This window comes from Clostridium sp. HV4-5-A1G, from assembly GCF_900184915.1.
GTDB lineage: Bacteria > Bacillota > Clostridia > Clostridiales > Clostridiaceae > Clostridium_B > Clostridium_B aromativorans.
In genome coordinates this window covers 1-13,048 of the sequence record NZ_FXYI02000104.1, presented here as the reverse complement: position 1 = coordinate 13,048, position 13,048 = coordinate 1, and the positions used below count along the sequence as shown (strand labels likewise).

13 protein-coding genes and 1 other annotated feature are annotated in these 13,048 nt (G+C 31.8%); of the genes, 7 read left to right on the top strand and 6 right to left on the bottom strand.

Annotation, left to right across the window (positions count from 1 at the left end; all coding sequences use genetic code 11):
* Positions 1–31: 31 nt before the first annotated feature.
* A complete protein-coding gene (locus J5G60_RS11690) occupies positions 32–970 on the bottom strand; it encodes a metal ABC transporter substrate-binding protein (RefSeq protein WP_236035277.1) in 939 nt (312 codons plus the stop codon).
* A 230-nt stretch (positions 971–1,200) separates the two neighbouring features.
* Here J5G60_RS11690 and J5G60_RS11685 point away from each other — a divergent pair, with 230 nt between their 5' ends.
* From J5G60_RS11685 to rimI, 4 genes are read left to right on the top strand one after another with little or no spacing between them, the layout of a single operon-like run.
* A complete protein-coding gene (locus tag J5G60_RS11685; protein WP_150356815.1) occupies positions 1,201–2,520 on the top strand; it encodes an HD-GYP domain-containing protein in 1,320 nt (439 codons plus the stop codon).
* Positions 2,521–2,976 (top strand): tRNA (adenosine(37)-N6)-threonylcarbamoyltransferase complex ATPase subunit type 1 TsaE, encoded by a 456-nt coding sequence (gene tsaE / locus J5G60_RS11680; protein WP_150356816.1) that lies wholly within the window; start codon positions 2,521–2,523, stop codon positions 2,974–2,976. It begins immediately after the preceding gene.
* A gap of 4 nt (positions 2,977–2,980) precedes the next feature.
* Positions 2,981–3,694: a tRNA (adenosine(37)-N6)-threonylcarbamoyltransferase complex dimerization subunit type 1 TsaB gene (gene tsaB / locus J5G60_RS11675; RefSeq protein WP_150356817.1), complete on the top strand. Its 714-nt coding sequence runs from the start codon at positions 2,981–2,983 to the stop codon at positions 3,692–3,694.
* Positions 3,687–4,136, top strand: a complete 450-nt coding sequence (gene rimI, locus J5G60_RS11670; RefSeq protein WP_150356829.1) for a ribosomal protein S18-alanine N-acetyltransferase — start codon at positions 3,687–3,689, stop codon at positions 4,134–4,136. The genes tsaB and rimI overlap by 8 nt, the downstream gene beginning before the upstream one ends.
* Positions 4,137–4,215: 79 nt before the next feature.
* Here rimI and tyrS read toward each other — a convergent pair whose 3' ends face one another.
* The 3 genes from tyrS to J5G60_RS11655 all read right to left on the bottom strand — a co-directional run bounded on the left by tyrS (position 4,216) and on the right by J5G60_RS11655 (position 7,381).
* On the bottom strand, positions 4,216–5,436 hold the full coding sequence (gene tyrS / locus J5G60_RS11665) for a tyrosine--tRNA ligase (protein WP_150356818.1): 1,221 nt from the start codon (positions 5,434–5,436) through the stop codon (positions 4,216–4,218).
* Positions 5,437–5,688: 252 nt separating this feature from the next.
* Entirely contained in the window at positions 5,689–6,099 is a 411-nt protein-coding gene (locus J5G60_RS11660) for a hypothetical protein (protein ID WP_150356819.1), read from the bottom strand.
* A gap of 133 nt (positions 6,100–6,232) precedes the next feature.
* Positions 6,233–7,381, bottom strand: a complete 1,149-nt coding sequence (locus tag J5G60_RS11655) for an AlbA family DNA-binding domain-containing protein (RefSeq protein ID WP_150356820.1) — start codon at positions 7,379–7,381, stop codon at positions 6,233–6,235.
* 302 nt (positions 7,382–7,683) lie between these two features.
* Here J5G60_RS11655 and J5G60_RS11650 point away from each other — a divergent pair, with 302 nt between their 5' ends.
* The gene (locus tag J5G60_RS11650; RefSeq protein ID WP_150356821.1) at positions 7,684–7,845 is read left to right on the top strand and encodes a zinc-ribbon domain-containing protein; all 162 of its coding nucleotides are present in this window, start codon (positions 7,684–7,686) and stop codon (positions 7,843–7,845) included.
* A 70-nt stretch (positions 7,846–7,915) separates the two neighbouring features.
* Here the strand turns inward: J5G60_RS11650 and J5G60_RS11645 are convergent, their stop codons facing one another.
* Positions 7,916–8,476 carry an ECF transporter S component gene (locus tag J5G60_RS11645; RefSeq protein WP_150356822.1) on the bottom strand — a complete coding sequence of 187 codons (561 nt, stop codon included), beginning with the start codon at positions 8,474–8,476 and terminating at the stop codon, positions 7,916–7,918.
* 441 nt (positions 8,477–8,917) lie between these two features.
* Between J5G60_RS11645 and J5G60_RS11640 the strand changes: the two genes are divergently transcribed.
* Positions 8,918–9,904, top strand: coding sequence for a phosphatase PAP2 family protein (locus J5G60_RS11640; RefSeq protein ID WP_150356823.1), 987 nt, complete (start codon positions 8,918–8,920; stop codon positions 9,902–9,904).
* A gap of 116 nt (positions 9,905–10,020) precedes the next feature.
* Positions 10,021–11,613 carry a peptide chain release factor 3 gene (locus J5G60_RS11635; protein WP_150356824.1) on the top strand — a complete coding sequence of 531 codons (1,593 nt, stop codon included), beginning with the start codon at positions 10,021–10,023 and terminating at the stop codon, positions 11,611–11,613.
* An 89-nt stretch (positions 11,614–11,702) separates the two neighbouring features.
* On the opposite strand, the gene trpS is transcribed toward J5G60_RS11635, so the two are convergent.
* The gene (gene trpS / locus J5G60_RS11630) at positions 11,703–12,716 is read right to left on the bottom strand and encodes a tryptophan--tRNA ligase (protein ID WP_150356825.1); all 1,014 of its coding nucleotides are present in this window, start codon (positions 12,714–12,716) and stop codon (positions 11,703–11,705) included.
* 59 nt (positions 12,717–12,775) lie between these two features.
* Positions 12,776–13,019: a binding site (T-box leader), on the bottom strand.
* Positions 13,020–13,048: the final 29 nt, after the last annotated feature.

The window sequence follows — 13,048 nt, the reverse complement described above, 5'->3', positions numbered from 1 at the left end:
ATATAATATAAAATAGTAAATTGCAAGTTTTTTATCTCTTATAAATATTTCCCAAATTTTTAATATTGTATTTGAGAGTATCTTCATATGTAAGATCTCCGTCATAAATTTCTATTTTTACCGCCTTTATATTATAATCTTTCAATATTTCAGCATTATCTTTTAATATAGCTTCATCATTATATAAAAATATTATATTACTATTTTTTAATTTTTGCTCTAAACTTTGCTTTTCATCTGGATCTTTGGGAATTATACTGCCATTTTCCCCGGGATTTATCTCCAGAGCATTTAAATTGTTGTATTTTACAAAATAGCTCAGTTGATCTTCAGCCACAATAAAATTATAGTCACTCAGTTGATCATCTACAGATTTTAAATCATTTTTATAACTATTAAGATTCTTCAATGCTTCAGAAAAGTTCTTCTCATAAATATCCCTATTCTGTGGATCCTTATCTTGAAGTGCATTTTTTATATTCATAAGCATTATTCTATAATTATCAATATTAGTAAAATAATATGGATTATACTTTAAAATCCTGCCATCATATTTTACTGTTTTATTATAAGTTAAAAGCTGCACTCCTCTAGAAACGTTAGTTACTCCAACTTTGTTCTTATTTAATTTATCTACAAAACTATCTATCCAAGGTTCAAAACCTGCTCCTACGTAAAAAAAGAGATCTTTTTTAGATATATTGTTTACACTATCTTCTGTAAATTTAAAATTCATTTCACCTGACCTATTATTAAACATGTATTCAACTACATGTCTATCTTTAACTATGGATTTTACCATATTGTACAAAAGTTTGTCAGTAGTTACTATATTTAATTCCACATCTTTTCTCACAGCCAATTTATTAACACTTTTATCTGTTTCATTATAATTCTTGCCACTACAGGATGCAAAAAATATTATCAAAAAAAGCATAATTAAACTTACTAATCTTTTCAAGTTTTTCACCTTTCTCCCTACATTTTAAAATAAAATAGTAGTACCTTGATCAAGTGATTCTCAAGTTCGGATAAATTAGATAATAACAAATATATTTTACATAAAGTGATCTAACATTGCAAATTACTTTTATAATTCATAAATCACTCTTTATGTGCTTAACTATAATATGTTTATCAGATCATTTTATTGTGATAGAATTATATATAGTTAATATACCACTAAATGGAGGTTTAACCATGAAAGTTAGTATCGATAAAACAATAAGATCTATGGCAATAGCTCTTGATTTAGCCCAGATAAGCTCCAATTATAACAATTTTCCGGGAAATGATCCTATTATTGAAAATATAACTAATGTAAATTATTCCGATCATAAGTTCATGCATCATTCCCAGAGAACTACATACATAGCACTTGAAATTGCAAATCAAATAAATCTAGACCAAAAATGCAAAGATAGAATCTACGTATCAGCATTATTGCATGATATAGGGGCAGCAAACTTTCTTTATGACAAAAGCCACTCTGCCAATCTTTTTATAAAAGAGCACTGTAAAATTGGAGCTAAAATAACAGAACACTTTCCCATATTCAAGGATCTGTCCACTATAATATTATATCATCATGAAAATTTTAATGGCAGTGGACCTATGAAATTATCTGAAAATGAAATTCCCATAGAAAGTCAAGTAATAAGAATCTCCGATTTAATAGAAATATTATATAATGAAAATTTGTCTAACTTTCAACAAAAGGATAATATTATAAAATGGGTTAAAAATAATTGCAACAAAATTTTCTCCGAAACAATCGTAAGTGCTTTTTTAAAGAGTGCAATGCACGATATATTCTGGTTAAATCTTCAAAACATATCTTTTGCCAGTTTCATATTAGATAAAATGCATCCAAACCTAAACATGTTTATGGGCATAGATGAATTTGAGGATATATCCATGATATTTGCAAATATAATAGATAATAAAAGTAAATTTACTGCAACTCACTCCAAGGGTATAGCAAGTTTAGCCTACAGGGTCTCAAAACACATTGGATATCCTGTAGAAAAATGTCGTGAGATGAAAATTGCAGGTCTTCTTCACGATATAGGTAAGTTAGCTATTCCCCTATACATATTGGATAAAAACGATTCTTTGACAGATGAGGAATTTAATATAATAAAATCCCATGCTTATTACACCAAAATAATTTTAGACAGAATAGAGGATATACCCAACATAAGCGAGTGGGCATCAAATCACCATGAAAAATTAAACGGCAAGGGATATCCGCGTGGTTTAAAGTCGGATGATCTATCTGAAGAATCCAGAATTATGGCGGTATGTGATATATATCAGGCACTTACGGAAGATAGACCTTACAGAAAGGGCTTATCTTCTGTGAAAGCTTTTAGTATAATGGATAATATGGCACTTGAAAATTTTATATGTTCTAATGCACTAAATTATTTAAAAGAAGTTATATATATTTCCTCACATTCTTCTAAAAAATATATAGCAGCTTCTTGTAAGAAGAAAGATACTCGGGAGATGAAATAATTGGAATACGTTTCAAAAAGTGTGGAAGATACCATGGATTTGGGAAAAAGATTGGGAAATTTATTGAATGCCGGTGACATAATCTGTCTTAAAGGTGATCTTGGCACTGGTAAAACCTACTTTACCAAAGGTATAGCATCGGGTCTTAAAATAAACACCACTATAACAAGCCCAACTTTTACTATAGTAAATGAATATGAGGGAAGACTAAAACTCTTTCATTTTGACGTGTACAGGGTGAACGATATAGACGAAATATCATCTATAGGATTTGATGAATATATTTTCAGTTCTGCTGTAAGTGTTATAGAATGGGCTGATTATATTAAAGAACTAATACCAGAAGAATGTATATGGGTAAGTATTTATAAGATGCCAGAAAAAGGTCTTGACTTCAGAAAAATAATAATAAAATACCATGGAAATAGATATAATTATATAAAGGAGTTAAAATAGAAATATGAAAATTTTAAGTTTGGATTCTTCTACCGAATCAGCAACATGTGCTATACTGGATGAATATAAACTATTTGGTGAAATTACTTTTAATTATAAGAAACAACATTCTACAGTTCTAATGCCTATAATAGATAGACTTTTGAAAGACTTAAACATAGACATAAACTCCTTAGATGGATTTGTTGTTTCCAAAGGGCCTGGTTCCTTCACAGGTCTCAGAATTGGAGCCGCTGTAATCAAGGGACTAAGCCAGGGTACGGGAAAACCTTTTATTGGGGTATCTTCTCTAGATGCTCTAGCCTATAATTTATGCTATACTCCAGGTATTATATGCCCAATACTGGACGCTCTCAGAGGAAATGTATACACTGCAATTTATAACTTTGTCAATGATAATTTAAATATTATGAGCAGATATATGATTATCTCCATTGATGATCTAATTGATCTGCTAAATCGCCATAATAAACCTATATACTTTATAGGAGACGCCATACCAAAATTTAAGGAGAAATTAACTTCAGAGGTAAAAGATTCTCATTTTGCACCTGTGCACTTAAACTTAGTAAAAGCCTCTTCCTTAGGCGAACTAGGGTTAAAGCTCTTAATTTCTGGTCTACAAGATGATCTTTACAAATTTGCCCCTTTCTATTTGAGAAAATCCCAGGCAGAAAGAGAATATGAAAAAAAATTGGGGTCTTTTAAAAATGATTGATGTGGAAATATGTCCTTTAAAGCCAGAATATATTGACAGCGTACTTGCAATAAACAATATGTGTTTTCCCACACCCTGGTCAAGGGAATCTCTTGAAAGAGAAATTAAAAGCAATACCCTTGCTAAATACGTAGTTGCTAAAAAACTTGACATACTAATGGGGTATGCAGGTATGTGGCATATATTAGATGAAGGACACATAACAAATATAGCAGTCCATCCTGAATACAGGGGATTTGGTATTGGAAGTGCTCTGCTAGATGCACTCATAGAAATATGTAAAATTGAACTCATAACCAGCATGACTTTAGAAGTAAGAAAGTCCAACCTAATTGCTCAAAATCTCTATAAAAAATATGGATTTGTAGAAGAAGGTATAAGAAAGTCATATTATATGGACAATAAAGAAGATGCCATAATAATGTGGAAACATAATATTTAAAGGCTCATCCAGGACAAAATTTGTTTAATATGATTTACAAATCTATTAAAACAGCTGTCCTGGATAAGTTATATCCTATTTATTTAAGTGCAATTCTATTATAATTTTTCTTACCTTTCCTTACAAGCATATATCCATTTTTAAAGTCATCTTCTGTAACAATAAAATTAGGATCCCCGACTTTCTTATCATTTACAGTCAGACCATTCTGATTTATAAGTCTCCTGGCCTCACTTTTAGATGGCAATATGTGCAGTTCAACTAAAAATTCCACTATAGAACACCCTAAAGAATTTTTAGTTGTTTCCACTGTAGGTATATTTCCCATATCATGACCACCAACAAACAATGTCTCTGAAGCCTTTTTAGCTTTTTCAGCCTCATCCTTTCCATGTACAAGCTTAGTAACTTCATAGGCCAAAGTTTTTTTAGCTTCATTTATCTTCTCTCCAGGAAGTGCTCCAAGTCTTTTAACTTGATCCATTGGAAGGAAAGTTAAAAGCGTCAAGCATTTTTCAACATCAGCATCATCTATATTTCTCCAATACTGATAGAAATCATAAGGTGATGTTTTTTCCTTGTCTAACCAAAGTGCTCCACCTTCAGTTTTACCCATTTTCTTGCCATCGCTTTTAGTCAAAAGCGTAAATGTCATTCCATAAGCAGGTTTATGCTCTTTTCTTCTAATCAGATCTACTCCTGCAATAATATTTGACCACTGATCATCTCCTCCAAACTGAAGTACACAATTGTACCTTCTGTTTAATTCTAAAAAATCATAAGCCTGCATTAACATATAATTGAATTCAAGAAAAGACAGTCCCTTTTGAAGCCTCTGTTTAAAACATTCCGCTGTAAGCATTTTATTTACAGAAAAATGAACTCCTACCTCTCTTAAAAAATTTATATAGTTCAGATTCAAGAGCCATTTGGCATTGTTCTCTATAATGGCCTTTCCGTCTTTTAAATCTATAAGTCTTGAAAATTGTTTTTTAAAGCATTCAACGTTATGTTGTATCTGTTCAGGAGTCAACATTTTTCTCATATCAGTTTTGCCGGTTGGATCGCCCACCATACCTGTGCCTCCACCAAGCAGAGCTATAGGTCTATGCCCTGCTTTTTGCATATAAGACATAACCATCATCTGTAAAAAATGTCCTACATGAAGGCTATCTGCGGTAGGATCAAATCCTATATAAAACGTTATTTTTTCTCTTCCCAATAATTCTCTTATCTCTTCTTCATGAGTAGTTTGTTTTATGTAACCACGTTCTAATAATATGTCATAAACATTAGTCAATCAAAATCACAACCTTTCAAATAATAAGTACAGCTGTTATAATGTATAGTATATATTCAAAGCTTATCTTTTTCAATATTTTACCCAGATATTGCAATTTTACAACATTGGCATTATTTATCACCTGATGATTTCAAAAAATTAGAGACAATAGCAATGATATTTGTCAGATAAAATATTAAGACTGGAAACCTTTCCAGTCTTAAGTATATTATAAAGATTAAATTGTTTTCGCATCAATAAGCAGCTCAATTAGGCCACATACTTCATAATAAATTCTGGTATTTTTTCCTCTTCTTCATTTATGCTTATATAAAAATTCACTCTATATTCTGCCGATAATTTTTCAATATTATAAAACAAATGCGACATATCTTCAAGATTCCCATCTATAATATTAAACAACCCATCAACAAAGATTGTATCAATATCATAGTCCTCTGAAAGTATGCCGCACAAAAAACCATAAAAAGTTTCCATCTTTTTTAATTTAAAATCACTTGTAGCTATAAACCTTATTTCCCTGTTTAATTGAAATGACGGTCGTTTGTCATCATCTACATAAACAATATGCCCCCTTCCTATATTTGCTTTTTCATTAGCCAAATTAATCAGCTCTTTTGTTTTTCCTGAACCTCTTTTGCTGCAAAACACATGAATCATTTCTATCACCCCTTAATTTAATATTTAGGTGCCATCCTTATACATAGATTATATAATGTTCAGAATATTTTTTCAACAGCTATATAATAATTTATAATAAAAATCACTACATTTTTTGCATTACCACCTCACATCATTTGAAATTTTTAATGCCGGGATAAATTACTTTAAAATTATAATTCTTCATAGAATTTATAAATTTAACCTTTCCCTTATTTTTAAACTTTTTCCGCATTCTATTAAAACCAGATGAAATATTCACAGATCTCTCTTTAGTATCAAGAGCTATTATCTTTTCATATATCCACATATTCCTATTTAAATAATTATAAAAATTTGCATTCCTTCTATTTATTAAAATACCCGGACTGGTTACCACCATGCTATTATACCCTAACACAACCTCTATTCCCCTGGAAAAATCCGAATAATCTCTATACACTATAGCTTCTCTTATTCCTTCATTTACCGCTTCCACAGGATATGATTTCACATTTATAATCTCCTTAACTGTCTCCTCTGCTTTGTCCATCATAGAGAGCAAATCCCCTTGAATTACAACAACGGATTTAAAATTTTTATTAACCTTATTGACTATTTTTATCATGTTATGGGGCACACATATATTATTAACTCTGGAGAATACCAGCAGCCCACCCAAGGTGGCCATATATTTCCCCGAATTTTTGTCCATATATATTATTGAAGCGTTCTCCATTAACTCTATTTTATTGTCATCAATAATCTCTATTCCCTGGGATAAAAAATATCTGCGTACTATGTTATCATCTATGCAGTTCAAATCACTGTGGGGTATTGGACAAAGTTCCACATCTATAATTAGATTTTCCTGAAGAGCAGAGATTATTTCCTGTTTGCGCATAGTATCATTAGTTGAGCCTCTTCTTATATAAAAAGCTCCATTGTCTCTCATCTGGTAGGGTCTTTGGGGACTGTTATATATATTTATAACAGCTATATTTTTGTTATTATACTTTAGGATTTGGAGTGACACCGGTATTGGAGGATCAATTCTAGAACTAATTATCTGTTGTATTTTTTCCTCGCTAAAATTTATTTTATCAACACCAAGTATTCTTTTTGTTTTATCTTCAATTCCTATTATGAGGTAGCCCCTACCCCCTCTAGAATTAGCTATAGCACATATATCCTTGGCCAGTTCTTTTCTTCCACTATCATTTTCAACATTTATGCACTGTTTAAAATCCAATTTAGGTCCTTCTGATCTTTTCAACAAACTAAGAAATTTTTTTATATCCATAAAAACAACCTCAATTTTAACATATGCCTTTTATTTTTTATTATATATTACTCTTGTTAAAATTCCAAATGACTCTTACTGCTATATATTCTGTATTTCAGTTATATCAATAAATTGGGGAAAGCAATATTCTTCTAAAACATTGCTTTTTTATTAGAATATGGTATAATGTGAATAGAGTTTTACTCTAATTATAATTTATGTATATTAGGTCAAATTTTTTCAAGGTACTATATTCTCCTTAACCCTAGGAGGTAGATTATCAAGAATAAAATTAGTCCTGGTTAAGGAGGTTTATTTAAATGGCAGATAAGACAATCATATGTAAGGACTGTGGAAAGGAATTCGTGTTTACTGAAGGTGAACAGGAATTTTATAAAGAAAAAGGATTTGAAAATGACCCTGTAAGATGCCCAGAATGTAGAAAGAAGAGAAAAGCGGAGAAAAACAGAATGAGAAGATAAATAAAGAGAGGTTTATCCTCTCTTTTACTTATTTACCGTCAGCAACTTAGCTGCATAATTCCCAACATTTCTATTTTACCAAATTTACTCTTTTTAAAACTTTTGCCAGTGGAAGTGCTATAGCCATTCCCACAATGCTCTGTGCAATATTTCCCGGAATTTCTGCCGCTGATAATACAAGTGCCTGGGAGAAACCTATATTGGTTATGTAATGCATCATTAAAACTCCGGCTGTATAATACGCTGCTATCATCCAGACGCAAGCCATAGCAAATGCTAGTACATTATTCCACAGCTTTTCCCCATTATATTTTCCTCTATAGGCAATTGCTGCCGCAATCCACGCCATAATACCCTTTATAAAAAAAGTAAAGGGCGCCCAAATAGCATAAGGTGAAAGAATATCAAATAAACTCATTCCTATAGCAGCTGAAAAAAAACCTTTTTTTCTTCCCAAAAGTACTGCTGCTAAAAGTACCATGCTGTCTCCCAGATGTACGACTCCCCTAAACACAACTCCTGTCGGTATATTGATTACAGCTGTAGCAATATAGGTTACCGCTGCCATAAGTGCTACTTGAATGATATCTCGAACTTTTAGATCACTAATGCTTAATTTTTTTTGTTCCATTACGGTCAATCCTTTCTCTAATTATAAGTTAGTACTATTATATTTTTGTTTACAAAAAAGTCAAAATGTATGGGTACAATTTTATTTTATAATAACTTTGCTCAATAAGGGTAATAATATATATTGAATAATAGATTTAAGAGGAGGAAACAATGACATTTTTCAAATGGCTTTGTAATCTTATAGTTATATTATTTTTCATAGGATTAATGTTAAGAATAGGAGCAATATCTATAAACATTTTGCTTTTAATATGTATCTCTGTCTTTACATTGGATCTATTAGTTACCAGGAAAAAACACACATAAATTTACAATTTTTTATGATTTTCACCAACCTCTCTATGTACTTTAAAAAACAGTAAGTATATGCGAATATCTTATATACTTACTGTTTTACTCATGATATAATTTATCTTGTACATAGGGAGGTTATAATTTTATGCAAAAATTAGTAGAAAAAAAAATATGGAGAAGAGCAAAATATATATGCCTAGAACTTCTGGAACTATTAAAAAGGTACTATTTTGTGCTTATAGGTTTATTTTTTTTACACAGAGCCCTGCACATAGCACCTTATTCATCCATCAGTCTAACCAGCAAAATATATTTATTTATGCTTGCTTTAATATGTTTTACTGTTTATAAAGACATTAGACACGATGTTAAATTAATTCCATTTCTATTAATATGTACTGTTTTTTTCCTGTTTATATTTTATATAAATAAACATGGATATGGATTCTGGGGTAAAATGTTACGATGGCAGATTAAAAAAGATATAATAGTAAATCTAAATCCCATTTTCAGCAGTATACCTTTTAATGACGGAAGTTTTGCAAGAGTATACAAATCAGAAACTCTAACCTGGTTCTTCAGAATAGTATACAACAATGGTTTTGTACTTCCCGTTCTATTGGCATTATACAGATCTGCATTAATTATGGATTTAAAAAAGATGCTTCGTTATACATTATCCGCCCATGTTCTGCAAATATTCTTGATAACTCCATTTTACCTTACCTTTCACCTGCAAGAGGTATGGTATGTACTTGGACAACCTGATGGACTGGCCAGACACTTAAGTTCTAAAGCTGCTGCTGGAATTACACTCAATTGTTTTCCTTCTATGCATACATCTATATGCTTTGCCATGTTCTTATTGGCACTTAGGGAAAGAAATAAAATATTCAAATTTATCTTTGGATTTTTTTGCCTGAGCGTAATATATTCAACCCTGTATCTTGAAATTCACTGGGTAATAGACATAATTGCCGGTATGATTTTGGCATATGTAACTGTAAAATTGTCAGATTTTATATTGGACAAGGCTAAAATATTATTTGAAAAACCTTTAAATATATTCTACTACAAAAATAGAAAACCTATTTATGTTAATAATTATTATTTGTACACCATGAAAAACTAATTTGTTTTTAAAATACACTTGTCAACACTATATTTATCTGAAGTTGACATTAATATATAATAAAGTTAAAATCAGTAATGGAACTAACTAATAGAGAGAATAGGAGAGAAAATGTAGTGGCAGACTTAAGAAAAGAGATAGAAAAAAGAAGAACTTTCGCAATAATATCTCACCCGGACGCTGGTAAAACAACCCTTACTGAAAAGCTGCTATTATACGGTGGTGCCATAAGACTTGCAGGTTCAGTTAAGGCTAGAAAAGCTACAAAACATGCAGTATCAGACTGGATGGACATTGAGAAAAAGAGAGGAATTTCTGTAACTTCATCGGTAATGCAATTCAATTACGATAATTACTGTATAAATATACTGGATACACCAGGACATCAGGATTTTAGTGAGGATACATATAGAACTTTAATGGCCGCAGACAGTGCTGTAATGGTTATTGATGCTGCAAAGGGAGTTGAAGCCCAGACTAAAAAACTTTTTAATGTATGCAGTTTGAGAGGAATTCCCATATTTACATTCATAAATAAGATGGATAGAGAAAGCAAAGATCCTTTTGAACTAATGGAGGACATAGAAAATGTACTTGGTATAAAATCTTACCCAATGAACTGGCCCATAGGATCCGGTAAAGATTTTAAAGGTATATATGACAGAAAAAAAAATTTAATAGAAGTTTTCAATGGAGGCAATCATGGTCAAACTGCAGTAACATCTGTAGAAGGTACGGTGGAAGATGCCGTATTTAAGGATCTTCTAGGAGAACCTCTCCACAAAAAGCTTCAGGAAGATATAGAACTTTTGGATATAGCTGGAGATAAATTTAATATGAAAGAAGTTAGAAAGGGTATGCTTACTCCCGTGTTTTTCGGCAGTGCCCTTACAAATTTCGGGGTAGAGCCCTTCTTAAAAGAATTTTTAAATTTAACCTCACCGCCATTGCCCAGAAAATCTGACATTGGGGAAATAGACGCTTTTGATCCCAGGTTCTCAGCCTTTGTATTTAAAATACAGGCCAATATGAATCCCTCTCATAGAGATAGAATTGCATTTATGAGAATATGCTCTGGGAAATTCAAAAAAGGAATGGAAGTATTTCACATACAGGGAAAAAGTAAAGTCAAACTCTCCCAACCACAGCAATTTTTAGCTCAGGACAGAGAAATAGTAGAAGAAGCATATGCCGGGGACATAATAGGTGTATTTGATCCAGGGATTTACAGTATAGGAGATACCCTCTGTTCTCCTGATAAAAAATTTAAATTTGAAAGTATTCCCGTTTTCGCACCCGAACATTTCGCCAGAGTTAAAACCATAGATACCATGAAAAGAAAACAGTTTATAAAGGGAATAACAGAGATCTCACAGGAAGGTGCAATTCAAGTATTTAAGGAATTAAATATAGGCATTGAGGAAATCATCATAGGTGTAGTGGGATTACTCCAGTTTGAAGTATTAGAATATAGGATGAAAAGTGAATACAATGTGGATATAAAAATAGATGTCTTACCTTACAGAGCTATAAGGTGGATAGAGAACTCTAAAACAGCATTAGAAAATTTAATTTTAACAAGTGATACAAAAAAAGTAAAGGACTTAAAGGGAAGAGATATATTGATATTTCAAAGTGAATGGAATATCAGCTGGGCACTGGAACACAACAAGGGCCTTGAACTGTCAGATATAGGAAAAGTAGAATAAATAACTTTTATCAAGGGCAAATTAGATGCTGTTTTACAGCGGTAATTTGCCCTTAATTTATTGTACCTAAAATTCATATACCAGATCTTTTATTTTGACACAGGTATGAATCCTATTTTTTTCTGCATTTTCCTCAAGACTTTACTGGACACATAGTATGCTTTTTCTGCACCCTTCTTATATATTTCCTCCAGATATTTTTTATTCTCAAGAAATTCATTTACTTTGTTCTGTATGGGAGAAAGTTCTCTTATCAAGGCTTCTGCTACATCATTTTTAAATTCGGCATAACCTTTTCCCTTATATTTAGCTTCTATTTCACCATGACTCATTCCAGCAGCTGCAACCAATATATTTATGAGATTTTTCACACCCGGCTGATCATCTGTGTATTTCACCACACCTACACTGTCCGTAATACACCTACTTATCTTTCTTCTTATCACTTCAGGAGGATCCATAATCAGTATGTAACTGTTAGGATTGCTGGATGACTTAGACATTTTTTTTGTAGGATCCTGCAGATCCATTATCTTGGATCCTCCTTCTGGTATATACCCCTCCGGTAAAGTAAACGTAGGACTATAGGCATTATTAAATCTTTCAGCTATATCCCTAGTAATTTCAATGTGTTGAGTCTGATCTTTTCCTACAGGTACAAGATCTGCATTGTAAAGCAATATATCTGCGGCCATCAGTACAGGGTAATTGAGGAGTCCTGCACTTACACCCTCTGCCGTATCCCCATACTTTTTGGCCTTGCTTTTATACTGAGTCATTCTCTCAAGCTCTCCCACATAAGTAAAACAGTTTAAAAGCCATGCTGCTTCACTATGAGTAGGAACATGAGATTGAATAAATATGGTATTTTTCTCAGGGTCTATGCCTGCAGCCAGATATATGGCCAGTACTTCAAGTGTCCTTCTTCTCAAATCCTTTGGTTCCTGCCTTACAGTTATGGCATGTAGATCCACCACACAAAAATAACAGTCGTATTTATCCTGAAGCTTTACCCAGTTCTTCAAGGCTCCAAAATAATTTCCTATGGTTAAATTTCCCGAAGGTTGAATTCCACTAAATATTACTTTTTTCTTATTTTCCATAATTTTACCTCCAAATATTACAATATTTTTGATTGATAAAAAGCGCCCTATGATTTAAATCATAGGGCGCTTTTAACGCTGTACCACCTAAATTCAAGAAGCTCAAAGAACCTTCTCCTCAAAATGGATCACAAAATCCTATCTCATAACGCAAGAATTACGGTTAAAACTACTAAAAATTAATTTAATTCATTTTACTCCTCTGGAACCCATTCAATTTAAGCATAATTATTGTACTTTCACCATATACAACTCTCTATAAATCTGTTTTTAAATTTACTTGCTTCCCTTCAAAGGATTTAATTTATATTAAATATTATTATATATTTTAC

Bases quoted from the DNA above. Each gene is read 5' to 3' on its own strand.
- J5G60_RS11655 (WP_150356820.1), bottom strand. From the start codon at position 7,381: ATGGATATAAAAAAATTTCTTAGTTTGTTGAAAAGATCAGAAGGACCT.
- tsaB (WP_150356817.1), top strand. From the start codon at position 2,981: ATGAAAATTTTAAGTTTGGATTCTTCTACCGAATCAGCAACATGTGCT.
- J5G60_RS11640 (WP_150356823.1), top strand. From the start codon at position 8,918: ATGCAAAAATTAGTAGAAAAAAAAATATGGAGAAGAGCAAAATATATA.
- rimI (WP_150356829.1), top strand. From the start codon at position 3,687: ATGATTGATGTGGAAATATGTCCTTTAAAGCCAGAATATATTGACAGC.
- J5G60_RS11660 (WP_150356819.1), bottom strand. From the start codon at position 6,099: ATGATTCATGTGTTTTGCAGCAAAAGAGGTTCAGGAAAAACAAAAGAG.
- trpS (WP_150356825.1), bottom strand. From the start codon at position 12,716: ATGGAAAATAAGAAAAAAGTAATATTTAGTGGAATTCAACCTTCGGGA.
- J5G60_RS11650 (WP_150356821.1), top strand. From the start codon at position 7,684: ATGGCAGATAAGACAATCATATGTAAGGACTGTGGAAAGGAATTCGTG.
- J5G60_RS11645 (WP_150356822.1), bottom strand. From the start codon at position 8,476: ATGGAACAAAAAAAATTAAGCATTAGTGATCTAAAAGTTCGAGATATC.
- J5G60_RS11685 (WP_150356815.1), top strand. From the start codon at position 1,201: ATGAAAGTTAGTATCGATAAAACAATAAGATCTATGGCAATAGCTCTT.